Consider the following 26,411-nt stretch of genomic DNA (forward strand, 5'->3'; position numbering starts at 1 on the left):
GGACTAGCCATGCACCCAAGCGAGGCCATCACCAAGCCCCGTTTCAGCCGAAGAGCAGTTACTCCCTATCCGACTTACCTAAATGCTTCCCGTTCCTCCGCGCACGACCGGAATATGCCCCATCGCCGTCGCCCTCCGTTTCCCAGAAATCGCCATCCCCCGCCTGAGAACGCGTCCAGAACGCACTGTCCTCCATGGACCTGGGCGTCGGCGGCAGAAAGTCATTCCACCGCTCGTCGATCGGCACCGAAGGCAGAACAAGCGACGCAGAACCGTCCGCCGCCCCGCCTGAAGGAGATGGCGACGCGGCCCCCTCGGAGGAGGAGACATAGGGGGCAGACGAACCCTCGGAGGAGGAGACACCTCGGGGCGGCGAACCCTCGGAGGAGGAGACACCTCGGGGCGGCGAACCCTCGGAAGAGCCAGAGGCTGATGCCGCGCCATCCGTCCCCATATGCGGCTCTTGCTCTGATACACGGGTCTTGGCGACGGACACGATCACTGCGGGTCGTCGCGACGCCGACGTGACCGGCGTGACCATGCCATCCGCTCGCCTGAGCTTGGTGCCCTGCGCGGTCGAGAGCGTGTACGCACCACCCGCCGGCCCCGGCGTTCGGCCCGCTGAGGATGGCGAGGCGGCAACCCCGCCCTCGGCCGCAGCCAGCGAACGCCGCCGGGCCCAACCGCCCACCTGCACACCGAGCAGCAGCAACAGGATGCCGGCCGTCGCGTACCACCCGTACTGGCCGATGTTCCCTAGCGGCGACTCGCCTGATGCGGTCGTCACCCCGCCGGTCTGCCCTGGGGCCGAGCCGGCGCCGTCCCTGCCATGCGACGTAGCCGGGCCACCGCCCTTCTCAGGCCCTTCCTCCCCGGAGGGAACCAGAAGGTTGGCGTTCGGGTCGGCTTCGGATGATTCGGGTGACGTCGCCGCCTTGCGGTTGCTCGGCTTGCTGGACGGCCGCGTCTGCGTCCTTCCGGGCAGGATGGGCAGCGCGTCGACCCTCGTGGGTCCCTTGTTCTTCGCTGTCTGGCCGGTGTCGGCGGGCTTCTTCTTCGTCGGCTTGGCGGACGGCGCGGCCGGGAAACTCACGTACGTCATCGCCGACTCCTCCGAGCCGATCGATCCGCCGCTCCCGTCCCCCCTCAACGCCGTGACCGCGAACCCCACTTTCTTCCCCGCCACCTGCGCCGGGACCGCCAGCTCCGCCCGGCACGAGGAGCCGGAGCACGCGCTGTCAACGGGCATCCGCCCGCCGAGACCGGACTGCGTGCTGGACACCTCGTACGACTGCAGGTCCGGCTCGGGCCCCTTTCTCCAGGTCACGAGGACCTTCTTGGCGCCCCGCCTGCCGGCCCGCACATCCGCCGGCGCTTGCGCGGGCCTGCGCAGGGTGAACGTGCTGCTCGCGTAGGTCGTGCCGGTGATCTCGCCCTTGAGGGTCACGGTGAAGGTGCCGTTGGGGGCGTCGCCGGCGTTGAACGTCCCGGAGATGGTCTGATTCCCGCTGCCTGTGCCGATCGTCTGGCTGGGCGTGGAAGGCCCCTCGACGTACAGCCCCACCTTCAGCTGCAACAGCCCGGCTCGCGCGGAAACCGGCACGGACGAGCTCGTCACCACCTCACCGTCAGAGGGCGAAGTGATCTCCCCGGGCGCGATCTGTGACGTGGCCGCCGGCCAGGCTGAGCTTGCCGACGCGGTCAGGCTGGATGAGCCGGCGTGCTGGGTCGTCATGGCCGCTTGAGCGGGGTTGCCGAGTGCGATGGAACCGGCCGCGATCGCTCCTGTGACCACGACTTTGCCGACTACCGTCACGACGCTTCCCTCCGTCGAGAGCCTCGCGTCGCTTTGAGCACCCTCGGGGCGCCCATGCGACGACCGGAAGTGCAGTCCGCCCGGCCGATAACGGTCACCGACCGACCTCGGGCCGCACCCTAGCGACCGTGTTCCTGCTCTCCCACACTCCTTGTCGCAACTGGCATGGACCGAGGGTAAGCGGAACCTTACGGGAGACAGTCAACTCTTGGACACAATGTCTAAGAAGTCGTGATTCGATTGCGACCTGACCCCTTCGACCACAACGGTCCCACGTGCGGAGTGCGGTCACACGGCGTCTGGCGTGCGGCGTGCGGGGTGCGGCTACACGGCGTCTGGCGTGCGGCGTGCGGGGCGCGGTCACACGGCGTCTGGCGTGCGGGGTCACCGGTTGCCCCTGTCTCAGGCGGCGAGCGGAGGTCAGCGGTCGGCCGACTAGGCGAGGGTTTACTGGTCAAGGGTGGGCCGATTCACGGCAGGCCGATCGGAGGCTGGCCGATCCATGGCAGGCCGATCGGAGGCTGGCCGATCCGTGGTGGGCCTATCCGTGGCGGGCTGGTCCGTAGCGGGCCGGTCGAGGATGGGCCGATCCGTGGTGGGGAGGTTGAGGGTGGCGAGGAGTTCTAGTTGCTCGATCTGGGATTTCATGGACTGGGTCGCGAGGCGGCAGACGAGGTGTTCTGCGCCGGCTTCTACGTAACGGGTCAGCGTGGCGGCCACATGCTCGGTCGGGCCCGCGACGATTCCCTGGATGGTGCGGACCGTCTCGTACGGTCGCCCGTACGTCTCCCGGCAGTACGCGTCGAGTTGGCGTTCGCCGTCTGCCATGTCGTCGGTGATCAGCACCGTGATGAACAGTGCTGGAGTGACTGCGTCCGCGGCACGGCCCGCTGAAGCCGCAGATCGGCGTACGGTGGTCAGGCCCGTTCGGTAGTCCGCGGGGTCGGGCGGGTAGGGCAGCCAGCCGTCGTAGAGCGTCCCGGTGCGGTGCAGTGCCGATGGGCTGGCCCCGCCCAGCCAGATCGGCGGCCCGCCCTCCTGAAGGCAGGGCGTGGACGCGGGCAGCTCGTCGAAGCACAGCACCTGGCCCGAGAACGAACGCTCGCCCGCCCACAAGGCCCGCCACAGCGCCACCGTGTCGTCCAGCCGGGCGAAACGGCGCTGCCACGGCACCTCCGACATCGCGTACTCGGGCTCCGACCTGCCGGGGAAACCCGCGCCCACCGCGATCGTGAGCCGGCCTGCCGACAGGTGGTCGATGGAGGCGAGCTCCTGTGCCGTCGTGACCGGGCGCCGGAAGGCGGGAAGCAGGGTCGCCGTGCCGAGCGTGACGCGGTCCGTCGCCGTCGCGAGTGCGGCTAGCGTGGCCAGCGGCTCGAGGCGCGGGCCGAGCAGGGTGTCGTTGGCCCACACCGAGTCGTAGCCCAGCCGTTCGGCGCGTACGCCCATGTCGATCAGCTGCCGGGCGTCGTCCCACTGGCCCTGGTTCGTCGGGAGAAGGACCCCCATGTGCACGTTCATGGGAGGGATCGTGCGCCGGTGCTGGGAATGGCGGCAATTCCCGCGAAGGAATGGACACGTCATGCACACTGACGTGGTGGACTTCCCGCAGGCTTTGCGCTCGGTCCGGCAGCGCCACCGTCTCAGCCAGCTCGAACTGGCGCTGCGGGCGGGCACGACGCAACGCCATCTCAGCTTCCTCGAAAGCAGCCGCTCCCGGCCCGGCCGATCGCTGGTGGTACGGCTCGGCGAGGCCATGGAGCTGACGCTCAGGGAGCGCAACGAACTCCTGCTCGCCGCCGGCTACGCCCCGGTCTATCCGCAGACTCCGTTGCACGACCCGGCCTTGGAGCACGTACGCACCGCGCTGCGGCATGTCTTGGAGGGTCACCTGCCGTACCCGGCGATCGTCGTGGACGCCCGGCATGAGCTGGTGCTCGCCAACGACGCGGTCGGGCTGCTCACCGAAGGCGTCGCCGGCCATCTGCTCCGCCCGCCGATGAACGTGCCGCGCCTCTGCCTGCACCCCGAGGGCCTGGCACCGCGGATCGTCAACCTCGACCAGTGGGCACGGCACGTGCTCGACCGCCTTCCTCCTGGCGAGCTGCACGACGAACTGTCCGCGTACGTGCCGCCCGTCGAACCAGGCCCCGACCACGTCGGCTTCGCCGTGCCCGTACGGCTGCGCTCGGCCCGCGGCGAACTGCGGTTGACGACGACCATCACGACGTTCGCGACCGCCACGGACGTCACGGTCGCCGAACTGAAGCTGGAAGCCTTCCTGCCCGCCGACGCGGCCACGGCGGCACTGCTGGCCGGCTGAGCTCGGCTCCTGGCCGCTGCGGAGCGTCCTCCGCACCTGGCGGCCCCGCCGGTCCCTCGGGCTCACGGTCACGTGCACAACTTGGTCCGCGTCGCTCATGAACTTGAGTCATTCCTTCCTCTGGTCAATGAGGGTTGTTCGGTGGGGTGGGGGGTGCTGGGCCGGCTCGGGATCTGCCGGTCAGGGTTGTTGCGCCTAATAACGGGAGTGACAGGGGCACGGCGGTCCAGATGTCGGCTCTGTCGGTGGTGATTTCGCATTTCGTCAGCTTGGCGCCGTTCTCAGCGGCCAGTTCGGCGGCTCGAAGGCAGGCGCTTTCCGGGTCGATCAGGACGAGCTTGGCCGCTGCCAGGGCGCTCAGGTCTGCGGCGCTGTTGACGCGATGCTGGGCCACTCGTACGGAGCCGATCGTGGCGAATGCCATGGCCACCGCCATCAGCAGGCCCATCAAGGCCACGCCCCAGAGGGTGGCTGAGCCGCGTTCCGTGGCTTTGGGCAGCGATCTCCTATGGGAGGTGGTCACGTGGTTCCTCCGGTTCTTCGTCGTCATGGCTCGGTGACCACGGTGGCTGCGGCTGACACCTGGACCGCGGGGAGGGAGGCCGCCCACGAGGGGCGTACCTCGACGGTGATGTGCACCCTGGTGAGGTCGGGATCTCGTGTGAGGGCTATCTCGGCGTTCGGAGTTGTGGCTGCTCGGACGTAGTCGCGGACCTGGTCGAGTGGTTCGCCCCTGGCGGCCGCCCGGGCTGCGGCGCGGGCGGCGTCGACGCATTCGAGCTGTACGGCGACCGCTTGGATCGCCCACAGGGCGGCGGCCAGGACGATCATGAGGGCGGGCAGCATCGCGGCGGTTTCGGCGGTGACCGAACCCCGCGATGCCGGCCCTCTGGCGCCCCTGCGTGTCCGCGAGAGGCGCAGGCTCATTCCTTGGCTACGTTGAGTGCTCGGTTGATCAGGGCTGTCAGCATCTCCTGGACTTCTGTGCTGCTCACGACCTTGTAGAGGAGTGCGGCGAAGGCGCAGGCCGCGATCGTGCCTACCGCGTATTCGGCTGTGGACATGCCGCGCTCGCGGTTGACGGCCGCGTAATGGAGCCACTTGTTCACGCGCGGCCAGGGTCCTTTCGCCCGGCGGATCGAGGAGGGCTCAGCGGCTTGGTGTGGGGTTGTGGGTGGTTGCTGAGGTCGTGCTTCGCCTGTGTGATCGAAGTGTTCTGGGGTGGCTTTGATGTCGTCTGGCGTGGTGGCGGGACTTGGCATCGTGCCTCCAGGTGTTGAGGGCCGGAGGTTGTCCGGCGGGGGTTCAAAGGGTGGCGGAGGCGGGGTGGCGGGCGGTGGCCCGAACGCGGTTCTGTGGATGAGCCTGCTGGAGGGGTGGTGGTCTGTGGATGAGCCCGTTGAAGGGGTGATGGTCTGTGGATGAGCAGGTTCTGGCCGTGGGGTGTCGGCCACCTCATCCCGGGTCTCGGCTCCTCCAGTCCCTGCGCTCGGCTCGATGGCGATGAGTTTTCGGCGGGGCGGGGGTCTACTACGGCGGCGGCACGCGACTGCATGTGGAGGACGACATGACCCTTGATCTGTTCGCCGGCATCCCCGTCCGCGACTACCAGGCGGCGTTGCGGTGGTACGAGCAGTTGTTCGGGGAGAAGCCGTCGTTCATCCCGAACGACGTCGAGGCCGTGTGGGAGCTTGCCGAGCATCGGTACGTCTACATCGTCCAAGAGCCGGAACGCGCCGGGAACGCGCTGGTGGTGTCGTTCGTCGAGGACCTGCGGGAACGGGTCGCGGCGATCACTCGACGCGGCATCGAGCCCGTCAAGCGGGAGACGTACGAGAACGGCGTGACCAAGGTCATCTACGAGGACCCGGAAGGGAACGAGATCGCCTTCGGCGGCATGGCGGAAGATCAGCGTCCCGGAAATGACGAACCAACGTAGGGCCGGCGCTGTCTCAATGAGTGGCGGTGACGGATAAGGCCGGTTCGCTGCAAATGTTCGGGATGCCCCTGGAGGTTCTGTGGTCGAGCGGCGGGACCTCGAATGGGAAGGGTGCTACAACGTACGGGACCTCGGCGGGATCGCCGTGAGCGGGGGCGGGTCCGTACGTGCGGGAGCCCTGGTTCGGTCGGATAATCCGGAGCGGCTTACGGCGGCGGGATGGCGGGCGCTCGTCGAGCACGGGGTTCGGACCGTGGTCGATCTGCGGAACGACGATGAGCGCCGCGGTGATTCAAGTCCTCGGCCTGAAGAGGTGACGACCGTCCACGTGCCGTTGGACGACTCCGTCGACACCGTGTTCTGGAACCAGATCTGGGAGAACGAGCTCGATGGTTCTCCGCTCTACTACCGGGTCTTCATCGAGCAGAAGGCCCGGTTCTGTGCGGAGGCCGTCGCGGCCGTGGCGCGGGCTCGGCCTGGTGGGGTGCTGGTGCACTGCGGGCTTGGGCGGGATCGGACCGGGCTCATCGTCATGTTGGCGTTGGCGCTGGCGGGGGTCTCGCCAGATGACATCGCCGACGACTACGCGTTGAGCGCGGGCCGGTTGCCTCCCTTGTTCCAAGCCCTGGGGGCTGCGGATCAGACCGATGAGATTCGCCGCATTCTCGCCCGTAAGGGCACCACTGCTCGGGAGGCCCTTCTTGGGGTGTTGGACGGGTTGGAGGTGGAGAAGCAATTGCGGGCGGCTGGGTTGACGGATGTAGATGTAGCCGAGCTTCGTGCCCGGCTGGTTCAGGTGCCCACTACACAGGACTGATGAGCTGGCTTATTGCCCTTCGGCTCCCTGGTACATAGCGCTGATGATGCATGGGCAGAGCCCATGGCTCGGCTTATGTAGTGAGTGGCTACGGGATGATGATGGTCGACGCCAGACCCGCCACTACCGGGATGATTCCCAGCAATACGAACGCCGGTAGGAAGCACAGGCCCAGCGGGGCCACTGCTTTCACGCCGACGCTTCTCGCGGCGGCGACTGCGGCTGCTCTCGATGCTTCTCTGGCGTCGTCGGCCAAGCGGGTCAGTACGTCGGCCACGGGAGCGCCGGTTTGCGCCGCTCGGCTCATGGCTCTCGACAGGTGGCCCATGGACGGGTCCTTGGCCAGGTAGGCCCAGGTCGGTTCTGGGTCGGCGCCCAGGCGTAGCTGGGTGCTCGCCCAGGTCAGGCGCTCGCCCAGTGGGCCGCCTATGGCCGTAGCAGCCGTCTCGGTGGCGGTGCTCACCGGGCGTCCTGCCCGGAGGCACGCGGTCATGAGGTCGGCGGCGAAGGGGAGGTCGGCGGCGATTCTGCGCTGGTCGTCCTGGGATTCGGGTGGGCTTCGGCGGTGGAGGTAGAACGCTGTCGCGGGGGTCAGGAGGACGCCGGTGATCAGGCCTGGGGTGCCGCCTATGAGGAGTACGGCGAGCAGGCCTGTGCATGCTGCGGTGAGGATCGTTCGCTTTGTGAGTCGGTGGGTGGCCGGCTCCAGCCGGCGTGGGGCTGGGTGACGTTCTTCGGGTGGTTCTTTCGGTGGGCGTAGGCGGGTGAGGCGTTCTGCCGGGGTTCTCGGAGAGAGCCAGAGCCAGGCGGCCATGCCGGCGCACAGGGCGGACAGGGCGGACAGGGCGGACAGGGCGGACAGCACGTGGAGCATCGCAGGGTCCGATCGGGGGTCGGGTCAGGATTGGGCTCGGGTGGCCATGCGGTTGGTCCACCACAGGCCGCAGACGTCGAGGGCCACGCCGGCTGTCAGGCACATGAGGCCCGGGATGCTGCCGAACAAGAAGCCCAGGGGATGCATGTTCAGGGCGGCGGCCATGAGGAGGCCCAGAGCTGGGAGGACGGCGAGCATCCTGGCCGTGGTGCGGGGGCCTGCCAGCTGGGCTGCGACGTCCTGGCGGTGGGCTTGGGCGGCTCTCAGCGTTTGCGCGACCCTGTCGATCAGGGCGGCCATGCCCGCGCCCACCGTGGTGCCCACCTCCCAGCAGGCCGCCAACTGGTGCAGGCCCTCGCCGCCCTGGGCTGGGGCGGCCGTCCTCAGGGCTGTGGAGACGTCGCCGCCGTCTCGTGCGGCCGCCAGGACGGGGCGGAGGAGGGCCGGGTCGGGGAAGTCCACTGCGGTCAGGGCTCGGGCCATCGATTCGGCTGCGGTCCGGCCGGCGGAGAGTTCCGCTGACAGGGATTGGCAGAGCTCGATCGATGCCTTTCGCCAGGCTTCGGCTTGGCGGGTGGGGCTGGGGCGGGCGAGGAGTCTCGACGGTGAGGGGCGGGGGTGGGGTGGCATGTTCCTGGTCCGCAGCAGGTTTGTGAGGCGGGTTGTGGGGGTGGAAGGGGCTGTCCACAGCCATAGGGCGCAGGCTGTGGACAACGCGGCTATCAGGGCGCTGGTCATGGGCGGCTGTCCAAGTCGGCTGCGCTCGGTAGCGAGAGATCGAGCGGTGGGCTGTGGGTGGTGCGGTGGGCGAGGGCCTCGTAGGCGGGGCCGGGGTGGGTGGTCCCCTGAGGGGTGAAGGTCAGGGCTGGGACGGCCTCTACCAGGCCGGTTGAGGCTCTGGTCAGGAGGCAGACCTGGGCTATGCGTCTTCTGCCGGTTCTTCGGTCTCGGGTCAGGTGGATGACGGCGTCCAGAGCGGCGGACAGCTGGCTGTGGACGGCTTCCCTGGTCAGGCCCGCTGCGCAACCCAACGCCTCCAGGCGTGGAGGAACGTCGGCCGCGGTGTTGGCGTGCAGCGTGCCGCAGCCGCCCTCGTGGCCGGTGTTGAGCGCGGCCAGCAGGTCCACCACTTCCGCGCCTCTCACCTCACCTACGACCAGGCGATCGGGGCGCATGCGCAGTGCCTGCCTGACGAGGTCGCGAAGGTTCACCTCGCCGGCGCCTTCCAGGTTGGGTGGGCGGGTTTCGAGGCGTACGACGTGGGGGTGGAGAGGGCGGAGCTCAGCGGAGTCCTCCACCAGGAGGAGGCGTTCGCGCTGGTCGGCCAGGGAGAGCAAGGCGGACAGCAACGTTGTCTTTCCTGTGCCTGTGCCGCCTGAGATGAGGAAGGCGAGTCTCGCAGTGACCATGGCGGTCAGGACCGGGAGGGCGGGTGGGGTGATGGTGCCGGCTCGGACGAGATCGGTCAGGGTGAAGGTGCGGCGGGGCGGGAGGCGGAGGGAGATGCAGGTGCCTCCTGGGGCCACCGGCGGGAGTACGGCATGGAGGCGGACTCCTCCCGGCAGGCGGGCGTCGACGTACGGGGAGGCGTCGTCGAGGCGTCTGCCGGCCGCGGTGGCGAGGCGCTGGGCCAGGCGGCGTACGGCTCCGTCGTCGGCGAACGTCACCGACGTGCGGCGCAGGCCCGTGCCGTCGTCCACCCAGACCTCCCTAGGGCCGTTGACCAGGACGTCCGTCACGTCGGGGCGGGCCAGCAGCGGCTCCAGGGGGCCCGCGCCGATCAGATCCGCGCACAGGGCTCGGGCCACGGCGAGGATCTCGGCGTCTCCGTAGACCGCCTTCTCCGCCCTCAGCGCCACCGCCACCTGGGCTGCGGTCGGCTCTACGCCGGTTCTGGCCAGGCGTACGCGGACGGCCTCCACCAGCTCGGGTGAGACGGCCGCCGTGACAGGGGTGGCGGTCATGTCGCCGGGAGCAGTTCGCGGAGGAGGGACGTGCACAGGGCGCCGAGCACGGTGCGGGGGCCCAGCCTGGGGAGTTCGCCGCGGTTGAGGGTGGCGGTGAGTCTGGGCTGGTCGGGGAGGTTGCCTGCGGACGGGATGCCCAGGGAGGACATGGCCAGGTCGTCGTCCAGCACTCCAGGACGGAGGATCGCCCGGACGTCGAGGGTGTGCTTGCGCACCTCGGTGAGCACCTGGACGGTGGACAGGATGCCGCGCACATCGGCCGGCGCCACCGCCAAAGTCGTCTTCGCCCTGCTGAGGGCCTCTGTCGCGGCCGGGTCGAGGTGTCTCGGCAGGTCGACGACCACCAGGTCGAAGCCGCGGCGGCCCGCTTCGAGGACTGAGCGCATGGCCTGCGCGGGGATCGGGGCGACGTCTCCTCTGTGGAAGGAGAGCACGGCCAGGTCGCCGAACGCGGGAAGCGCTGCTTGCAGGGCGCTGGAGCTGATGCGCCCCTCCCTCGCCACCAGGTCGCCCCAGCGTGAACCCTTCGCCTCTTCATGGCCCAGGAGGGCGTCTATGCCTCCGCCCAGTGGGTCGGCGTCCACGAGGAGGGTGCGGAGGTGGTCGGCCGAAGCTCTCAGGGCCAGGCAGGCGGCCAGGACGCTGGCTCCCGCGCCACCTCTGCCGCCGATCACGCAGATGGTCGAACCCGATCTCGGGTCGGGCTCCATCGCGTCGGCCAGGCGGTCGACCAGCCTGCGCTCGTCGGTGGGCAGCGTGAGGACGGTCTGGGCGCCCACCGCCACGCATTTACGCCACGTGTCCGGGTCGTCTGGGTCTCTGGTGACCAGGAGAACCTGGTCGCGGGACGGGGGTGAGGTGGCGGCCACGGCCTCCGCCTGGTCGGCGCCGATGGCGATGAGCGGGGCCAGGTTCCAGAACGGGCGGGCCGGGGCGGGGGCGTGGGCCACGTCGAGCTGGGCGCCGGCGGCGGCCGCTATGCGGACGAGGTCGTCGAGCAGAGCGTGGTCTTCGGTGATGACCAAGGGGCGGTGCATGGTGGGCCTCCCAGCGGCTGGCGAGTGGGAGGTCCGAGCTTGGCCGAGTGGGGCTGGGCGGCGAGGGGCCGAACGCGGTTCTGGGGATGAGTGGCCGGCGAGGCCCGATACCTGTGGACAACCCGGGCAACTCACGTCGGGCGCTGAGCGGCTCTCGCCGTGGCAGCCCTCGTGGTTCGGGAGCGGCGGTGGTCAGGCGGGCGCAGGGAGCGGATACGAGGGCGTGATGCGAGCGACAACCGGCGCCATCAAAGGCTCCCAGCCTCAAGCGCGGACGGCGCTAGCGGGCGCGACGGCTTGGCGCGGGAGGTGGGGAAAAGGGGCGACCCCCGCCGGGGGGGAGAGCGGGGGTCGCCTGATCGGTCCGGCTCCGGGGGGGTAGAGCCGGTCCCGTTTCAGAAGAAAGCTTTCATCACCAGACCAGAACCTGGCAAGGGACTAGCAAAGCCATCCCGAGCAAGAGCGCTCCAGTTTCGGGCGATACCTCCGTATGCTGCCCGATCGACTCGAGTTTCGTCGAGGAGCAATCTCGCATTTCCGCCAAGTTTTTTCCTCCGACCATAACGATCACATAAAGACGATCACGGAGAGTGACGAGACGAGGGGGCGGGCCCATGATCGGGTAAAGGTCTTGCCCGCAGGGGTTCCCATCAGCGCGGATTCGACATACAACGGAGTTACGGACCACCTTGTCCGGGTGCATCGACCGGGCACCCACGTGCGACCAGCCGCGGGAGGCGCGTCGTGACGGGCTTGACCCGCTCCGACGGATTGAGGTGCACGCTTGGTAACCCGGTGCGATGCACAGGCAGACGGCGTCTCGTGACAGGGACGCCGTCAGCTATGTGCGAGCCTCCCTCAGCCCCGCTGCAGGGCCTCACAGATTGCAGTCGTCTCTCTGACGCCCAGGGTTACCGCAGAGGCACAGTGTTGTACCCAGGTCGCCACGCCCTCCGGAGTACCGGTCAGATACGCCCTGAGCGCCTCGGCGTAGTCCGGCTCCAGATGCCCCACTTCGACCGCCACCAGTGACTTGGGGTCCAGCCCGTACTCGACCAGGGTCAGCCGCCCGGCCGCCCGCGCGACGACCCCGTCGGCCGAGCCGAAGGGGCGCAGCACCGCCAGCTCCCCGTGCACCACGGCGGCGAGGACGATCGCGGGCGCCTTCGTGGGGCGTTCGAGCAGGGCGAGCAGGCTCTCCATGCGGGTCGCGGTGTCGGCCGCGCCCGGCGCGGGACCCAGCGAGAGCGGGTCGGGAGCCTCGTCAGAGGACCGGGGACGTCCGAGGCTCGCCTGCTCGGTCAGACCGGCCGCGGCGACGGTGTGCAGGCGCGCGAGCACCTGCCTGGGCGCCTTGCGCCACGTCGGCCCGAGCCGTCCCATCTCGGCCGACGCCCGCAGCGCGCCCTGGACCAGCGGGTCGTGCACCTCCTCGCGGCGCAGCGCGTCGAGGGTCACGTCGGTGCCCTCGATGGCGGCCGACGCACGGGCGCCGCGCAGGGACGACTCCGCGGACACCGCCGGGCTGGCGCGGCGCAGGACGCGATGCCGGTAGAGCCGGTCCACGGCCTGCCGGGCCTCGTCCACCGCCTCGGGAACGCCGGGAAATTGCGCGATGACGGCCAAGGGGTCACTCACGCACCCGACCTTACCCGCGGGTAAGGACCGGCACGGCACCCGGTGGTTCGCGGCGCGATTCGGTTGCGTACGGTAGGGCCATGGGAAGGTCGGACGGCCCGCGGAAAGGCCCGCCGGCGCCGCGCGACGGCGCTCACGAGCGGCGCTCCCCCCATTCCAGGACCCGCGCCCACGCCGTTGTCCGCCACCCCGAAAACCCCCTCGAGGGGGGCCCATAAAGCATGCCCATTCCCCCGCGCGCACATTCTGAAGATTTCAGGATGACAACGTTTCAATTGCTGTTGTCATCCGCCCAGATAACCCAGGCACCCGCCGCGCACGTCGGTACAGACCTGTCTAGACCTCTTGTGTACGGAGGCCGTGAGCTGGTGAAGTGGGACACGAACCTATCCATTCTGGCCATAGAAGGAGCACGAGGTGGCCCCGGAGACCGCTGGTAACGAGACCCAGGCGCTGTCCAACCTGCTGCAGGAGAACCGCCGGTTCGAACCGCCGGCTGACCTGGCGGCGGCCGCGAACGTGACCGAAGCCGCGTACGGCGAGGCCGCGGCGGATCGCCTCGCGTTCTGGGAGAGCGCGGCCGATCGGCTCACCTGGGCCAAGAGGTGGGACAAGACGCTTGAGTGGAACCCCCCGTTCGCGAAGTGGTTCGTGGGCGGTGAGCTGAACGTCGCGTACAACTGCGTGGACCGCCATGTCGAGGAGGGCCGCGGCGACAAGGTCGCCTACCACTGGGAGGGCGAGCCCGAGGGCGACACCCGCACGCTGACCTACAGCGACCTGAAGAACGAGGTCAGCAAGGCCGCGAACGCGCTGCAGGAGCTGGGCGTCGGCAAGGGCGACCGGGTGGCCATCTACATGCCGATGATCCCCGAGCTGCCGATCGCGATGCTGGCCTGCGCCCGCATCGGGGCGATCCACTCGGTGGTGTTCGGCGGGTTCTCCGCCACGGCGCTCAAGAGCCGCATCGACGACGCCGACGCCAAGGTGGTCATCACGGCCGACGGCGGCTACCGCAGGGGCAAGCCGTCGGCGCTGAAGCCGACGGTGGACGAGGCCGTCGCGGAGTGCCCGCAGGTGGAGCACGTCGTCGTCGTACGCCGGACCGGCCAGGAGGTCGCCACCGGTGAGAAGGACATCTGGTGGCACGACCTGGTCGACCGCCAGAGCGACCAGCACGAGGCGCGGCCGCTCGACGCCGAGGACCCGCTCTACATCCTCTACACCAGCGGCACCACGGGCCGCCCCAAGGGCATCCTGCACACGACCGGCGGCTACCTCACGCAGACGGCCTACACCCACCACGCGGTCTTCGACCTCAAGCCGGAGACCGACATCTACTGGTGCACGGCCGACATCGGCTGGGTGACCGGCCACAGCTACATCGTGTACGGCCCGCTCGCCAACGGCGCCACCAGCGTCATCTACGAGGGCACGCCCGACACCCCGCACCGGGGCCGGTTCTGGGAGATCGTGCAGAAGTACAAGATCACGATCCTCTACACGGCGCCGACGGCGATCAGGACGTTCATGAAGTGGGGCGACGACATCCCCGCCAAGTACGACATGTCCAGCCTGCGCATCCTGGGCTCGGTGGGCGAGCCGATCAACCCCGAGGCGTACGTCTGGTACCGGCAGCACATCGGCCAGGACCGCTGCCCCGTCGTGGACACCTGGTGGCAGACCGAGACCGGCGCCATCATGATCAGCCCGCTCCCCGGTGTCACGGCCGCCAAGCCCGGCGCCGCCATGCGCCCGCTGCCGGGCATCACCGCCGACGTGGTGGACGACCAGGGCAACAGCGTGCCCAACGGCGGCGGCGGCTTCCTCGTGGTGCGCGACCCGTGGCCGTCGATGCTCCGCACGATCTGGGGCGACGACCAGCGCTACATCGACACGTACTGGAGCCGCTTCGACGGCATGTACTTCCCCGGCGACGGCGCCAAGAAGGACGACGACGGCGACCTGTGGCTGCTCGGCCGCGTCGACGACGTCATGCTCGTCTCCGGCCACAACATCTCCACCACTGAGGTGGAGAGCGCGCTGGTCAGCCACCCGAAGGTGGCCGAGGCGGCGGTGGTCGGCGCGACCGACCCGGTGACCGGCCAGGCCATCGTGTCGTTCGTGATCCTGCGCGGCACGGCGGAGGAGGGCGACGACATCGCGGCCGAGCTGCGCAACCACGTCGCCAAGACGCTCGGCCCGATCGCCAAGCCGCGCCAGATCCTGGTGGTGCCCGAGCTGCCCAAGACCAGGTCCGGCAAGATCATGCGGCGTCTGCTGCGCGACGTGGCCGAGAACCGCAGCATCGGCGACGTCACCACGCTGGCCGACAGCACGGTGATGAACCTCATCTCGGAGAAGCTCCCGTCCGCCAAGTCGGAGGACTGAGCCTCGTAGGTCCACGGCAGACGGCCGCTCCCAGCTCAGGGGGCGGCCGTCCGCTTTTCCCCGAAAGACTCAAGGGGGCGCGGCCGAGGGCCGATAACCGGAAGCGCTATCTTGTCCGATCAGGTAGTTCTGGGAGTGGACTCGTGCTCGGTAAGTTCCCCGGCGTGTTCGGCGGCGCCTGGCGGTCCGTACGGCGTCGCGCTGGATGATGTTTGACACGGCCACCCGGCCTCGATAGGAGACGTTCATGCCGCAGACTCCCGAGGAAGAATCCCTGGGCTCGCTGGTCGCCCAGGCGAGCAGTCACATCTCGGCCTTGATCCGCTCGGAGATCGAGCTGGCCAAGGCCGAGTTCAGGTTCGACGCCAAACGGGTGGGCACGGCGGTGGGGATGTTCGCCGCCGCGGCGTTCATGGCGCACCTGTGCCTGATCCTCGCCTCGTTCACGATCGCGTACGCGCTGGCCCAGGTGCTGCCCAACTGGCTGGCGTTCCTCATCGTGACGGTGTTCTACCTGCTGGTGGCGGGCCTCGCGGTGCTGTTCGGGGTGCGCAGGCTGAAGGGGCTGGCCGGGATGAAGCGGACCGCACGGTCGATCAAAGGGCTGAAGGAGATCGCCACGCCCGACGAGCAGGAGCGGCTGCCGACGCCCGCCCCCGATCGCGAGCCGGTGACCCGCGATGGCACCTGACGAGACGGCCGTCCACATCGAGGGCCCGTGGACCCACCGGGCGGTGCACGCGGGCGGCACGCGTTTCCACGTCGTCGAGGCCGGCGAGGGCCCGCTGGTGCTGCTGCTGCACGGGTTCCCGCAGTTCTGGTGGACGTGGCGGCACCAGCTCGTGTCGCTGGCCGACGCCGGCTACCGCGCGGTCGCGGTCGACCTGCGGGGCTATGGCGGCAGCGACAAGCCGCCGCGCGGCTACGACCTGCCGACGCTGGCGGCCGACGCGACGGGGCTGATCAGGGCGCTCGGCGAGACCGGCGCGATCGTGGTGGGCCATGACTGGGGCGGGCTGCTGGCCTGGACGATGGCCGTGCTCGACGCCAAGTGCGTACGCCGCCTCGTCGTCGTCTCGGCCCCCCATCCGCTGCGGCTGCGCAGCGCGCTGGTCACCGACCCGTTCGGGCAGCTCAAGGCCAGCGGGCGGCGCATCGGCTTCCAGCTTCCGCTGCTGCCGGAGCGCCGGCTCACCCGGCACGACGCGGCGCTGGTGGGGCGGCTGCTCGACGCGTGGTCGCGGCCGGGATGGCCGGAGCCCGCGGAGTCGCGTACGTACCGCGAGGCGTTCCGTATCCCCGCCGTGGCGCACTGCGCGCTGGAATACCACCGCTGGTTCGGCCGCTCGCAGCTGCGTCCCGACGGGCGGCGCTACGCGCGCACGATGCGCACCGAGATCGAGGCCCCCACGCTGCAGTTGCACGGCGCGCTCGACCCGAGCGTGCTGCCGCGCACGGCGCAGGGTTCGAGCCGCTACGTGGCGGCCCCCTACCGGTGGCGGCTGCTGGAGGGCGCCGGCCACTTCCCCCACGAGGAGATCCCCGACGTGTTCGACACCGAGGTGCTCGGCTGGCTCAACGACCCGGAGCCCGACCGATGAGAGACCGCGATCCCGAAGGCAGGCCGCGCAACGCCAGGCCGCGCGACGCGTACGGCCGTCCGCTCCCCTACGGCTCGACCGGCATGCCGCGCGTCCCCGACGACTACGCCCCCACCACCGAGCAGGCGCTCGCCGACGGCCGCCGCTTCCTCGACGAGGGCCTGCCGTTCAACGCGCACGAGGTGTTCGAGGGCCGGTGGAAGTGCGCGCCCGACGACGAGCGCGAGCTGTGGCAGGGCCTGGCGCAGATCTGCGTCGGGCTGACGCACCTGCAGCGGGGCAACGGGCGCGGCGCGGTGACGTTGTTCAGCAGGGGCGCGGCCAAGGCGCAGTCGTACGGCGGCGCGTACGACGCGGTCGGCAAGGCCGCCTCAGGTCTGACCCAGGACAGCGACCCCGCCGAGGCCATCGCGCTGATCCTGGCGAGCCTGCCCCGCTAGTCGCACTTGCGGGTGCTGGCGGGCGCGGTGTCGTTGCGGCCGGCCGCCGCGTCGGGGGCGACCTCCTCGGCCGTCAGCACGTAGCCGGTCTGCTCCTCGTTGATCGCGGCGGCGAAGATCACGCCGTAGACCTTGCCGTCGGGGGTGAGCAGCGGGCCGCCCGAGTTGCCGGGCAGCACCTGGCCGCGGATGACGTAGACCTTCCGCCTGACCGTGGTGTCGCGGTAGATGTCGGGGCCCTCGGCCTCCAGCTGGCCGCCGATGCGGGCGGGCTCGGCGGTGAAGCCCTTGCCCTTGGGGAAGCCGGCGACGATGGCGCTGTCGCCGCGCGAGCCGTCGCCGTCGAAGGCGAGCTGCGGCAGGTCGAGGCCGGGCACGTGGAGGATGGCGATGTCGCGGCGCGGGTTGTAGCGGACCACGGTGGCGGCGTGGCGGTTGTCGGCGGCGTCGATGACCTCCAGGCCGCGCGTGACACCGGCCACGACGTGGGCGTTGGTCATGATGCGGCCGGGCGCGTAGACGAAGCCGGTGCCCTCGATGTGCTTGTTGCAGCTTTCGGCGTTGCCCTGCACCTTGACGATCGCGCGGCGGGCCCGCCGCAGCTCGGCGCCCTGCAGCACGCTCTGGTCGGGCGGCTGCACGTCGATGAGCTGCCCGGCGCCGATCGCGTCGAAGACCGGCGGGAACTCCGAGCGGTCGATGAACTTCTTGAACGGCTGCTGCCAGTTGCGCGCGGCCTGCGGGATGGCTTCGTCGACGGTGGTCAGCAGCGCGGAGTTCTTGACCTGGTCGACGAGCGGGGCGAAGGACGTGGAGACGATCAGCGAGCCGATCAGCCAGGCGATCACCAGCACCGACAGCGCGCTGGCGAACGTGCCGCCGACCGCGTCGGCCACCTTGGCGGGCTCCCACGTGACGTGGCTGCGGACGACCGCGCCCAATGTCGAGGAGGCGAACTGCCCGATCGTCGCCGCCAGGAACACGATCACGATCGCCAGCAGCGCCTGCGGCGTGTCACCGTCGACGAGGGCCTTCGAGATGGGCGGGGCGATGAACACCCCCAGCACGGCGCCGCCCACGAACCCCACGAAACTCATCGCACCGATGATGAAACCCTGCCGGTAACCCGAGACGCCGAAGGCGATCACGAGGCCGATCAGAATGAGGTCAAGCAGATCACCGCGCACGCTTCAAAGGTAACCAGCGATAGGGTCAAGTGTGCACGTCTTCGATCAGGACGGCGTCACCCTGCTGACTATCTTGAGCTTCATGCCGCCGGACGAGACAGCAGTGCGCGACCTCATCCAGGCAGCTCTGCGCGACAGCGATCCCGACGGGGCCCTGCGCTGGCACGTGATCTCGTTGCTGCGTGAGCGGGGCGACCTGGAGTCGTTCATCGAGGCACGCCGGCTGTGCGCCGCCGACAGCGTGAGCGAGCGGCTGCTGGGCGTGGACATCATGGGCATGTTGCGGCCCTTCGTCGACCGTACGCTGCCGGTGCTGCGCTATCTCGCGGCCAGCGAGGACGACGCGATGGTGCTCTACTCGGTGCTCATCGCCTTCGGCCACCTGGCCGACCCGCGCTCGCTCCCGTCGGTGATCGACCTGGCCGCGCACGCCGACCCCAGGGTGCGGTACGGCGCCGCGTACGCGTTGCAGCACGTGCTCGGCGACCCGCCGGACCGGGCGGGACTGGAGACGCTGCGCGCGCTCGCGGCCGACGACGACGCCGACGTGGCCGGCTGGGCCGCGCTCGGCGTGGCGCTGAGATCGGGCGCCTGACGCGACTGAGCCCGACCCGCTCAGGTCGGACGCCTGACGCGCGCTGAGCCCGACCCGCTCAGGTCAGGCGCCTAGCGGGCGCTGAGCCTGACCACTTCGGGCGGCAGCTCCTCCACCCGCGTCGCGTCCCACGGAAGCTCCAGCCCGCCCTCGCGCAGCACGGTGTCGAGCACCATCGCGGTGAACCCCCACACCAGCATCCCCCGCACCCGGAACGCGGGCCCCGCCGTGTCGCCACGGGGATGGCGGAGCATGACGCGGTTGGCCGGATCGACCAGCTCGGCGATCGGCACCCGCTCGACCGAGTCGACCTCGTCGGGCGAGGCCGCGTGGACCGCCGACGGCTCGCGCCACCAGGCGATGACCGGCGTGACGCGGTTGTCGCTGTAGGGCAGGTAGAGCTCGGGCATCGTGCAGATGACGTGCACCCCGCGCGGGTCGGCGCCGGTTTCCTCCTCGGCCTCGCGCAGCGCGGCCTCGATCGGCCCCGCGTCGTCGGGATCGACGCCGCCGCCCGGGAAGGCGGGCTGGCCCGCGTGCCTGCGCCCGCGGGTGCTGCGCTGGATGAGCAGCACGTCAGGACCGTTGGGCCCCTCGCCGAACAGCATGAGCACCGCGGCGGCCCGCCCGCGCCCGTCGACCGGCCGGAGGGGAAGGGGGACGCTGATCAGCTGCGCTTGTGTCGCCAGTTTCTCCAGCCATTCGGGCACTCGGGTCACGCATCCTCCAACACGCGGTGGCGTCGTTCACTTCCCTTCTCAGGAGAAGGGGCCGGGCCTGACGAGCTTGTCCGCCTGGGCCGGGTCGGTGGGGCCGGTGCCGTAGGAGGGGCAGAGCGCGGCGAGCGGGCACACCCCGCAGGCCGGCCGGCGGGCGTGGCAGATGCGGCGGCCGTGCCAGATCACCCGGTGGGAGAAGATCGTCCACTCGCGCCTGGGCAGCAGCTCGCCCACGATGTGCTCGATCTTGACCGGGTCGGTCTCCTCGGTCCAGCCGAAGCGGCGTACGAGGCGCTGGAAGTGGGTGTCGACGGTCAGGCCGGGCACGTCGAAGGCGTTGCCGAGCACCACGTTGGCCGTCTTGCGGCCCACGCCGGGCAGCGTGACCAGGTCTTTCAGCTTGCCGGGCACCTCTCCGCCGTAACGCTCGCTGACGGCCTGCGCCATGCCGATGATGCTGTTGGTCTTGGCGCGGAAGAAGCCCGTGGAGCGGATGATCTCCTCCATCTCCGACGGGTCCGCGGCGGCGTAGTCCTCCACCGTCGGATATTTCGCGAAGAGGGTGGGGGTCACCATGTTGACCCGCTTGTCCGTGCACTGCGCGGACAGGATGGTCGCGACCAGCAACTCCAGGGGGTTGGTGAAGTCGAGCTCGCAGTGGGCGTCGGGGTAGGTCTCCGCGAGGATGCGGTTCATCTTGCGCGCCCGCCGGACCAGGGCAAGCTGGGTCTCCGGTTTGCGCCCCGCTTTCGTCGCCATGCCGCAACTGTAGAAGCTCCCGCGAACGGTTGAACCCATGACCGGTTTTCCGCGTACAACCAGCAGGCGCGAGAAGGGGGTTCTGGGATGAGGGAGCAGGGAGCGAGGCTGGCGGAGTTCGTCGGGCAGGGCGGGCCGCTGCGCGGGCAGGCGCTGCACCGGTTCGCGGTCGGCACGGTGGCCGCCGTGGCGAAGCTGCACGCGCGGGGCGCGACCGGGCTGCGGCTCGGCAAGGAGAGCGTGGCGCTCGGCCCCGGCGGCCAGGTGCTCATCGGCTGGCGTACGTCCGGGCCGCCCGCCCACGCCGACGACGTCCGCGCGTGGGCCGACCTGGTCGTCTTCGCCGCAACGGGCTCCGAGTACGGCGACACGACCGTGCTCCCGCCCGCCCTGCGGATCGCGGTCGCGCAGTGCCGCAGACCCGACCCCGCGAGCCGTCCCACCTCGGGAGACGTGCTCAGGGTGCTGCTCAGCAGGTCCGTCGCGGCGGCGGTGGCGTCGGTGGACGACCTCTTGCACAAGGCGGGTTGAGCTTCAAAGGTGGTGCCGGTCACGATACGGGAACGGACGTCATGTACCTTTCCCTCCTGGTCCCCACCGGACTCGACATGTCCGGGCAGGACCGGACCACTCCGGCGTTCCCCTAACCTGTGTACGCACGCCTGGAGTGGGGTGAGTCACAATGGCAGCAGAGGAGGCAGAGTGAACACCGAAGATGTGCTGGGCAAGGCCCCCCTGTTCGCCGCGCTCGACCGCGAGAGCGCCGCGGCGCTTCGCACGAGCATCACCGAAGTCCAGCTGTCCAAGGGACAGACGCTCTTCCACGAGAACGAGACCGGCGACCGGCTCTACGTCGTGCTGGAAGGCAAGATCAAGCTCTCCCGCACCTCGCCCGACGGGCGGGAAAACCTGCTCAGCGTGCTCGGGCCGAGCGAGATGTTCGGCGAGCTGTCGCTGTTCGACCCGCGGCCCCGCACGGCCACGGCCACGGCGCTGACCGAGGTCCGCCTGGCCGGGCTCGGCCACGACGACCTGCGGCCCTGGCTGACCGGCCGCCCCGAGGTGGCGCTCCACCTGCTGCGCGCGCTCGCGCAGCGGCTGCGCCGCACCAACGACGTGCTGGCCGACCTGGTGTTCACCGACGTGCCTGGGCGGGTGGCCAAGCAGTTGCTCGACCTCGCCGAGCGGTTCGGCACCAAGACCGACGACGGCCTGCGGGTGCACCACGACCTCACCCAGGAGGAGCTGGCGCAGCTCGTCGGCGCCTCCCGCGAGACGGTCAACAAGGCGCTGGCCGACTTCGCCGGGCGCGGCTGGCTGCGCATCGAGGCCAAGGCCGTGGTCATCCTCGACATGGACCGCCTCTACAACCGGTCGAGGTAGTCGAGCTGGGCGGCCACCGACATCTCGGCGGCCGGCCAGAGCGAACGGTCGACGTCGGCGTACACGATCTTGACGATCTGGCGCGGCGTGCGCGCGCCCTGCTCGCGGGCCGCCCTGATCTGGTCGAGGCGCTGTCTGCGGTGGGCGATGTAGCCGTCGAGCGCGGCGATCGGGTCGGGCAGCACGGGGCCGTGGCCCGGCAGCAGCGCCCGCGCCTCCATGCTCTCGGCGGCGGCCCGCAGCTTGTCGAGGCTGCGGAGATAGTCGGCCAGCCCGCCGTCGCGGGCGATGATCGTGGTGCCCCTGCCGAGCACGGTGTCGCCGGTCAGCATCGCGCGGTCGGCGGGCAGCCAGAAGCACAGCGAGTCGAACGAGTGGCCCGGGGTGCCGTAGACGCGGATCTCCAGCTCCCCGGCGGTCACCACGTCGCCGTCGGCGAGCCCCTCGTCGCCGAGACGGTGGCGGGGATCGAGGGCGCGGACGGGCGCGTTCACCATCCCGGCGAACCTCTTCGCGCCGCCGCTGTGGTCGAAGTGGCCGTGCGAGAGCAGGATCGCGGTGACCCGCCGCTCGCCCAGATGGTCGCGTACGCGGCTCAGATGCCCCTCGTCGTCCGGCCCTGGATCGACCACGACCACGTCATCACCCGCGCCGATCACCCACGTGTTGGTGCCGTCGAGCGTCATCGCCGACGGGTTGGGCGCGAGCAGGTTCTCAGCGTGCTCGGTGCGGGAGCCGTCGGGCGTGCCGAGCGGGATGTGCAAGCCGCTCACGACACCACCAGCCGCATCTCGCCGTCGATCTCGACCGCCTTCGGCATGACGGTCACGATGTCGCGCGGCGTGGCCAGCACCTCCGCGACGTCCGCGCAGCCGGCCAGCTCGCTCAGCGTCCGGTACGTCGGCGGCATCAGGAAGATGTCCCCCCGGTGCGCGAGGTCGAGCGCGTCGGCCGGCTGCTGCCAGACGACCTGGTCGGCCTCGCCGCCCACGTCGCGGGTGCGCTGGCCCTCGGGCAGCACCGCGACGAAGAAGCGCGTGTCGAACCGCCTGGTCTCGACCTCGGGCGTGATCCAGTGCGCCCATGCCTTGAGCAGGTCGGTCCGCAGCACCAGCCCCCGCCTGGCGAGGAACTCGGCGAACCCGAGCGCGTGGTCGATCAGCGCGAGCCGGTCGGCCTCCCAGCCGTCGCCCGTCGTGTCGGCCACCACGTCGTGAGGTCCTGGACCGGCCAGCAGCACGCCCGACTCCTCGAACGTCTCGCGTACCGCCGCGCACACCAGCCCGCGCGCCACCGCCTCGTCGGCGTGCAGGACCGCGGCCCACTCGGCGGGCGAAGGCCCGGCCCAGGCGACGTCGTGGTCGGTGTCGCGGACGTCGACGGAGCCGCCGGGGAAGACGTACGCGCCGGCGGCGAAGGCCATGGTGGCCTTGCGCCGCAGCAGGTAGACCTCGGGCCCCGGGCGCAGGAGCACCACCGTGGCGGCGTCCCGCGCCTGGACCGGCTTGACCCGCCCGGCCAGGACGTCCCGGGCCCGGGCGGCGAGTTCGGCTGGAAGCAGCAGTCCGGTCACATGACCTCCTCTAGAACTTCACTCGGTCATGGTGACATATGCCCATTCAGCCGACTTCGGCGATCAGCTCCACCTCCACCGGCGCGTCCAGCGGCAGCGCCGCCACGCCCACCGCGCTGCGAGCGTGCTTGCCTGCCTCGCCGAACACCTCCGCGAGCAGGTCGCTGGCACCGTTGGCCACCTGCGGCTGCTGCACGAAGTCGGGCGCGCTCGCCACGAACACCACGACCTTCACGATCCGCCGCACCCGCGACAGCTCGCCCAGCTCGGCCTTGAGCGCGGCCAGCGCATTGAGCACGCAGACGCGGGCCTGCGCCTTGCCCTCGTCCACGCCGAGGTCCACGCCGAGCTTGCCGGTCTGGTGCAGCTTGCCCTCCAGCATCGGCACCTGACCCGAGGTGTAGACCAGGTCGCCGGTGCGCGTGGTGGGGATGTAGGAGCCGGCCGGCGTGGCGGGCGCCGGCAGCGTGTAGCCGAGCTCCTCGATCTTCTGCTCGGGCGTCACTGCTTCTCCCGCTTGAAGTAGGCGACGAGCTGCTCGGGCGTCTGGCCCTGCACGATCTGGACGAGCTCCCAGCCGTCGGCGCCGAAGTTGTCGAGAATCATCTTGGTGTTGTGGATCAGCACGGGTGCTGTCAGGTACTCCCACTTCTTCATGACGGCAGCTTATTGTGAGCAATCTCAAACGGTGGTCGTCGGCTTTCGACAAGTGACCGTTCGGTAGCCTCGAATCGTGGACTCTCCGGACACGGATTGGGCCGACGTACGTCTCCATGTCGTCACCGGCAAGGGCGGCACCGGCAAGACGACCGTCGCCGCCGCCCTCGCGCTCGCGCTGGCCGCCGGCGGCCGCAAGGTGCTGCTCGTGGAGGTCGAGGGCAGGCAGGGCATCGCGCAGGTCTTCGACCTGCCGCCGCTGCCGTACGAGGAGCGCAAGATCGCCGTCGCCCCCTCGGGCGGCGACGTCTACGCGCTGGCCATCGACCCGGAAGAGGCCATGCTCGAGTACATGGAGATGTTCTACGGCATGCGCAGGGCCGGCCGGGCGCTGACCAAGATGGGCATCGTCGACTTCGCCACCACCGTGGCCCCCGGCTTCCGCGACGTGCTCGTCACCGGCAAGACCAGCGAGGCCGTACGCAGGCGCGGCAGGAACGGCCGCCGCATCTACGACGCCGTCGTCATGGACGCGCCGCCCACGGGCCGCATCACGCGCTTCCTGAACGTCACCCAGGAGGTCGCCGGCCTGGCCAAGGTCGGCCCCATCAAGAACCACTCCGACCTCGTCAGCGGCGTCGTGAAGTCCCCCGAGACGGCCGTGCACTTCGTCACGCTGCTGGAGGAGATGCCGGTCCAGGAGACCCTCGACGGCATCTCCGAGCTGCGCGCCGCCGGGCTGCCCGCGGGCGGCGTCTTCGTCAACATGGTGCGCGAGTCCCAGCTGCCCCAGGCCGCTCTTGACGCGGCTGTCAAGGGCCGCTTCGACCCCGATGAGCTGGCGCTCGGCCTCAAGGCCGCGGGGGTCGCCGACGGCGCCCAGGCCGCCGAGCTGGCCAAGGCGCTCGGCGACGAGGTCGTCGAGCACGCCCACCGCACCGAGCTGGAGCGCGCAGAACGCGAGACGCTGGCCGGCGCCGGGCTGACCGGCTACGAGCTGCCGCTGCTCGCCGACGGCGTCGATCTGGCCGGCCTGTACGAGCTGGCAGAGAGCATGCGCACCCAGGGAGCAGCGTGAAGAAGCCGCCGGCACTCGACGTCGACGCGATCCTCGACGACCGGGGCACCAGGATCATCGTCTGCTGCGGCGCCGGTGGCGTGGGCAAGACCACGACCGCGGCGGCGCTCGGCCTGCGGGCCGCCGAGCGCGGCCGGTGCGTGGTCGTGCTGACCGTCGACCCGGCCAGGCGGCTCGCGCAGTCGATGGGCTTGACCGAGCTGGACAACACCCCGCGCCTGGTCAGCTCGCCCGAGGGCGGCGGCCAGCTCTACGCGATGATGCTCGACATGAAGCGTACGTTCGACGAGATCATCGAGGCGCACGCCGATCCGGAGCGGGCCCGGCAGATCCTGTCGAACCCCTTCTACCAGTCGCTGTCCTCCAGCTTCTCCGGCACGCAGGAGTACATGGCGATGGAGAAGCTCGGGCAGCTGCGCCGCTCCGACGAGTGGGATCTGATCATCGTCGACACGCCGCCGTCCCGCTCGGCGCTCGACTTCCTCGACGCGCCGGAACGGCTCGGCCGCTTCCTCGACGGCCGGTTCATCCGGCTGCTGACCGCGCCCGCCAAGGCCGGAGGGCGCAGCGCGTTCCGGCTGCTCAACGCCGGGTTCGGGCTGATGGCAGGAGCGATGACCAAGCTCCTGGGCGCGCAGGTGATCAAGGACCTGCAGACGTTCGTGTCCGCACTCGACGCCGTCTTCGGCGGGTTCAGGAAGCGGGCCGAGATGACGTACCAGCTGCTGCAGGCGCCCGGCACGGCCTTCCTCGTGGTGGCCGCGCCCGAGCGGGACGCGATGCGCGAGGCCTCCTACTTCGTGGAGCGCCTCGCCGAGGAGCGCATGCCCCTGGCCGGCCTGGTGGTCAACCGGGTGCATGTCGCGCCCGCTTCGGGGCTCTCCGCCGCCCGCAGCGCCGCCGCCGCGGAGGACTTGGAGTCGAGGGGCGAGCACGAGCTCACCGCGGCCGTGCTGCGGCTGCACGCCGGGCGAATGCAGCTCGCCGCCCGCGAGAACCGCGAGCAGGAGCATTTCGTCTCGGCCCACCCCACGGTGCCCGTGGTGCAGGTACGCGCCATGTCCGAGGACGTCCACGACCTGACGGGTCTGCGTCAGATCGGGACCCTGCTGGCCACCGCATAGAAGTACGGCCGGCGGCGGCGCCGGCCGTACGCGGTCGCCTGGCTGGGGTCAGCCGGCGATCAGCTCATTGGTGCGTTCGTACTCTTCCTTGGCGGACTCGAGCAGCTCTCGCCACGAGTCCACGTCGGGCCGCCGTCGAAGCAGCGCGCGACGTTCCCGTTCGGTCATACCGCCCCAGACCCCGAACTCGATGCGGTTGTCCAGCGCATCGGCGAGGCACTCGGTGCGGACCGGGCAACCCCGGCAGATCAGCTTCGCCCTGTTCTGCGCGGCGCCCTGCACGAACAGGGCATCCGGATCCGCACCCTTACAGGCGGCACGGGAGGTCCAATCCGTGATCCACATTTTTCGACCCCACTCCCCTTAGGTGGTCAGTCGTCATTTGGGGCCGACGGGCGCGGGCGCCGAGCCTCCGTATTCAGTTGCCGCAGGGAGAACGTACGCAACCAGACGTTCGGGCCGACAGACCCCAGAGGACCAATTTCTCGCGGCC

General features: G+C 70.2%; 30 protein-coding genes. 12 read left to right on the forward strand and 18 right to left on the reverse strand.

Features of this window, described 5'->3' with window-relative positions; all coding sequences use genetic code 11:
• Positions 1-58: 58 nt before the first annotated feature.
• Together AB0K28_RS11440 and AB0K28_RS11445 are read right to left on the reverse strand one after the other, a co-directional pair.
• Positions 59-1,816 (reverse strand): hypothetical protein, encoded by a 1,758-nt coding sequence (locus AB0K28_RS11440; protein WP_364368090.1) that lies wholly within the window; start codon positions 1,814-1,816, stop codon positions 59-61.
• A 447-nt stretch (positions 1,817-2,263) separates the two neighbouring features.
• On the reverse strand, positions 2,264-3,337 hold the full coding sequence (locus AB0K28_RS11445; protein WP_364368093.1) for an LLM class flavin-dependent oxidoreductase: 1,074 nt from the start codon (positions 3,335-3,337) through the stop codon (positions 2,264-2,266).
• 61 nt (positions 3,338-3,398) lie between these two features.
• Here AB0K28_RS11445 and AB0K28_RS11450 point away from each other — a divergent pair, with 61 nt between their 5' ends.
• The gene (locus AB0K28_RS11450; RefSeq protein WP_364368096.1) at positions 3,399-4,139 is read left to right on the forward strand and encodes a helix-turn-helix domain-containing protein; all 741 of its coding nucleotides are present in this window, start codon (positions 3,399-3,401) and stop codon (positions 4,137-4,139) included.
• Between the two features lie 124 nt (positions 4,140-4,263).
• Here AB0K28_RS11450 and AB0K28_RS11455 read toward each other — a convergent pair whose 3' ends face one another.
• The 3 genes from AB0K28_RS11455 to AB0K28_RS11465 all read right to left on the reverse strand — a co-directional run bounded on the left by AB0K28_RS11455 (position 4,264) and on the right by AB0K28_RS11465 (position 5,248).
• On the reverse strand, positions 4,264-4,689 hold the full coding sequence (locus AB0K28_RS11455) for an Rv3654c family TadE-like protein (protein WP_364368099.1): 426 nt from the start codon (positions 4,687-4,689) through the stop codon (positions 4,264-4,266).
• Positions 4,686-4,985: a TadE family type IV pilus minor pilin gene (locus AB0K28_RS11460; protein WP_364368102.1), complete on the reverse strand. Its 300-nt coding sequence runs from the start codon at positions 4,983-4,985 to the stop codon at positions 4,686-4,688. The genes AB0K28_RS11455 and AB0K28_RS11460 overlap by 4 nt, the downstream gene beginning before the upstream one ends.
• Positions 4,986-5,062: 77 nt before the next feature.
• Positions 5,063-5,248 (reverse strand): DUF4244 domain-containing protein, encoded by a 186-nt coding sequence (locus tag AB0K28_RS11465; protein WP_364368105.1) that lies wholly within the window; start codon positions 5,246-5,248, stop codon positions 5,063-5,065.
• A gap of 458 nt (positions 5,249-5,706) precedes the next feature.
• Between AB0K28_RS11465 and AB0K28_RS11470 the strand changes: the two genes are divergently transcribed.
• Together AB0K28_RS11470 and AB0K28_RS11475 are read left to right on the forward strand one after the other, a co-directional pair.
• Positions 5,707-6,078 (forward strand): VOC family protein, encoded by a 372-nt coding sequence (locus AB0K28_RS11470; protein ID WP_364368108.1) that lies wholly within the window; start codon positions 5,707-5,709, stop codon positions 6,076-6,078.
• Positions 6,079-6,157: 79 nt separating this feature from the next.
• Positions 6,158-6,895, forward strand: a complete 738-nt coding sequence (locus AB0K28_RS11475) for a tyrosine-protein phosphatase (protein ID WP_364368111.1) — start codon at positions 6,158-6,160, stop codon at positions 6,893-6,895.
• Positions 6,896-6,983: 88 nt separating this feature from the next.
• On the opposite strand, the gene AB0K28_RS11480 is transcribed toward AB0K28_RS11475, so the two are convergent.
• From AB0K28_RS11480 to AB0K28_RS11500, 5 genes are all read right to left on the reverse strand, one after another.
• Positions 6,984-7,769, reverse strand: a complete 786-nt coding sequence (locus AB0K28_RS11480; RefSeq protein WP_364368114.1) for a type II secretion system F family protein — start codon at positions 7,767-7,769, stop codon at positions 6,984-6,986.
• A gap of 24 nt (positions 7,770-7,793) precedes the next feature.
• Positions 7,794-8,507, reverse strand: coding sequence for a type II secretion system F family protein (locus AB0K28_RS11485; RefSeq protein ID WP_364368117.1), 714 nt, complete (start codon positions 8,505-8,507; stop codon positions 7,794-7,796).
• Positions 8,504-9,733, reverse strand: coding sequence for a TadA family conjugal transfer-associated ATPase (locus tag AB0K28_RS11490; protein ID WP_364368120.1), 1,230 nt, complete (start codon positions 9,731-9,733; stop codon positions 8,504-8,506). The genes AB0K28_RS11485 and AB0K28_RS11490 overlap by 4 nt, the downstream gene beginning before the upstream one ends.
• The gene (ssd, locus tag AB0K28_RS11495) at positions 9,730-10,773 is read right to left on the reverse strand and encodes a septum site-determining protein Ssd (protein WP_364368122.1); all 1,044 of its coding nucleotides are present in this window, start codon (positions 10,771-10,773) and stop codon (positions 9,730-9,732) included. Before ssd ends, AB0K28_RS11490 begins: the two co-directional genes overlap by 4 nt.
• 858 nt (positions 10,774-11,631) lie before the next feature.
• Positions 11,632-12,411 (reverse strand): oxidoreductase, encoded by a 780-nt coding sequence (locus AB0K28_RS11500; protein WP_364368123.1) that lies wholly within the window; start codon positions 12,409-12,411, stop codon positions 11,632-11,634.
• 417 nt (positions 12,412-12,828) lie between these two features.
• Here AB0K28_RS11500 and acs point away from each other — a divergent pair, with 417 nt between their 5' ends.
• From acs to AB0K28_RS11520, 4 genes are all read left to right on the forward strand, one after another.
• Complete coding sequence (acs, locus tag AB0K28_RS11505) at positions 12,829-14,802, forward strand: acetate--CoA ligase (protein ID WP_345393994.1); 1,974 nt, start codon at positions 12,829-12,831, stop codon at positions 14,800-14,802.
• Positions 14,803-15,049: 247 nt separating this feature from the next.
• A complete protein-coding gene (locus tag AB0K28_RS11510; protein WP_345393991.1) occupies positions 15,050-15,493 on the forward strand; it encodes a phage holin family protein in 444 nt (147 codons plus the stop codon).
• Positions 15,483-16,403 carry an alpha/beta hydrolase gene (locus AB0K28_RS11515; protein WP_364368128.1) on the forward strand — a complete coding sequence of 307 codons (921 nt, stop codon included), beginning with the start codon at positions 15,483-15,485 and terminating at the stop codon, positions 16,401-16,403. Before AB0K28_RS11510 ends, AB0K28_RS11515 begins: the two co-directional genes overlap by 11 nt.
• Positions 16,400-16,843: a DUF309 domain-containing protein gene (locus tag AB0K28_RS11520; RefSeq protein ID WP_364368131.1), complete on the forward strand. Its 444-nt coding sequence runs from the start codon at positions 16,400-16,402 to the stop codon at positions 16,841-16,843. The genes AB0K28_RS11515 and AB0K28_RS11520 overlap by 4 nt, the downstream gene beginning before the upstream one ends.
• Here AB0K28_RS11520 and AB0K28_RS11525 read toward each other — a convergent pair.
• Positions 16,840-18,030 carry a MarP family serine protease gene (locus tag AB0K28_RS11525; RefSeq protein ID WP_364368134.1) on the reverse strand — a complete coding sequence of 397 codons (1,191 nt, stop codon included), beginning with the start codon at positions 18,028-18,030 and terminating at the stop codon, positions 16,840-16,842. The genes AB0K28_RS11520 and AB0K28_RS11525 overlap by 4 nt on opposite strands.
• An 82-nt stretch (positions 18,031-18,112) precedes the next feature.
• Between AB0K28_RS11525 and AB0K28_RS11530 the strand changes: the two genes are divergently transcribed.
• Positions 18,113-18,625 (forward strand): HEAT repeat domain-containing protein, encoded by a 513-nt coding sequence (locus AB0K28_RS11530; protein WP_345393982.1) that lies wholly within the window; start codon positions 18,113-18,115, stop codon positions 18,623-18,625.
• Between the two features lie 71 nt (positions 18,626-18,696).
• On the opposite strand, the gene AB0K28_RS11535 is transcribed toward AB0K28_RS11530, so the two are convergent.
• Positions 18,697-19,344: a CoA pyrophosphatase gene (locus AB0K28_RS11535; RefSeq protein WP_364368137.1), complete on the reverse strand. Its 648-nt coding sequence runs from the start codon at positions 19,342-19,344 to the stop codon at positions 18,697-18,699.
• 39 nt (positions 19,345-19,383) lie between these two features.
• Complete coding sequence (gene nth / locus AB0K28_RS11540; RefSeq protein ID WP_364368140.1) at positions 19,384-20,103, reverse strand: endonuclease III; 720 nt, start codon at positions 20,101-20,103, stop codon at positions 19,384-19,386.
• Between the two features lie 87 nt (positions 20,104-20,190).
• Here nth and AB0K28_RS11545 point away from each other — a divergent pair, with 87 nt between their 5' ends.
• Together AB0K28_RS11545 and AB0K28_RS11550 are read left to right on the forward strand one after the other, a co-directional pair.
• Complete coding sequence (locus AB0K28_RS11545; RefSeq protein ID WP_364368143.1) at positions 20,191-20,634, forward strand: hypothetical protein; 444 nt, start codon at positions 20,191-20,193, stop codon at positions 20,632-20,634.
• A gap of 171 nt (positions 20,635-20,805) precedes the next feature.
• On the forward strand, positions 20,806-21,486 hold the full coding sequence (locus tag AB0K28_RS11550) for a Crp/Fnr family transcriptional regulator (RefSeq protein WP_364368145.1): 681 nt from the start codon (positions 20,806-20,808) through the stop codon (positions 21,484-21,486).
• Here the strand turns inward: AB0K28_RS11550 and AB0K28_RS11555 are convergent.
• The 4 genes from AB0K28_RS11555 to AB0K28_RS11570 are packed head-to-tail and all read right to left on the reverse strand — an operon-like array spanning position 21,468 to position 23,716.
• Complete coding sequence (locus AB0K28_RS11555) at positions 21,468-22,259, reverse strand: MBL fold metallo-hydrolase (protein ID WP_364368148.1); 792 nt, start codon at positions 22,257-22,259, stop codon at positions 21,468-21,470. The genes AB0K28_RS11550 and AB0K28_RS11555 overlap by 19 nt on opposite strands.
• Positions 22,256-23,050: an NUDIX hydrolase gene (locus tag AB0K28_RS11560; RefSeq protein WP_364368931.1), complete on the reverse strand. Its 795-nt coding sequence runs from the start codon at positions 23,048-23,050 to the stop codon at positions 22,256-22,258. Before AB0K28_RS11560 ends, AB0K28_RS11555 begins: the two co-directional genes overlap by 4 nt.
• Positions 23,051-23,105: 55 nt before the next feature.
• Positions 23,106-23,564, reverse strand: coding sequence for a RidA family protein (locus tag AB0K28_RS11565; RefSeq protein ID WP_345393970.1), 459 nt, complete (start codon positions 23,562-23,564; stop codon positions 23,106-23,108).
• The gene (locus tag AB0K28_RS11570) at positions 23,561-23,716 is read right to left on the reverse strand and encodes a hypothetical protein (protein WP_345393967.1); all 156 of its coding nucleotides are present in this window, start codon (positions 23,714-23,716) and stop codon (positions 23,561-23,563) included. Before AB0K28_RS11570 ends, AB0K28_RS11565 begins: the two co-directional genes overlap by 4 nt.
• Before the next feature lie 76 nt (positions 23,717-23,792).
• Between AB0K28_RS11570 and AB0K28_RS11575 the strand changes: the two genes are divergently transcribed.
• Both AB0K28_RS11575 and AB0K28_RS11580 read left to right on the forward strand, forming a co-directional pair.
• On the forward strand, positions 23,793-24,794 hold the full coding sequence (locus tag AB0K28_RS11575) for an ArsA-related P-loop ATPase (protein ID WP_364368152.1): 1,002 nt from the start codon (positions 23,793-23,795) through the stop codon (positions 24,792-24,794).
• Positions 24,791-25,918 (forward strand): ArsA family ATPase, encoded by a 1,128-nt coding sequence (locus AB0K28_RS11580; RefSeq protein ID WP_364368155.1) that lies wholly within the window; start codon positions 24,791-24,793, stop codon positions 25,916-25,918. Before AB0K28_RS11575 ends, AB0K28_RS11580 begins: the two co-directional genes overlap by 4 nt.
• Positions 25,919-25,966: 48 nt before the next feature.
• Here the strand turns inward: AB0K28_RS11580 and AB0K28_RS11585 are convergent, their stop codons facing one another.
• Complete coding sequence (locus tag AB0K28_RS11585; protein WP_020542548.1) at positions 25,967-26,263, reverse strand: WhiB family transcriptional regulator; 297 nt, start codon at positions 26,261-26,263, stop codon at positions 25,967-25,969.
• Between the last annotated feature and the right edge of the window lie 148 nt (positions 26,264-26,411).

This window comes from Nonomuraea sp. NPDC049504 (assembly GCF_040676845.1).
Lineage (GTDB): Bacteria > Actinomycetota > Actinomycetes > Streptosporangiales > Streptosporangiaceae > Nonomuraea > Nonomuraea salmonea.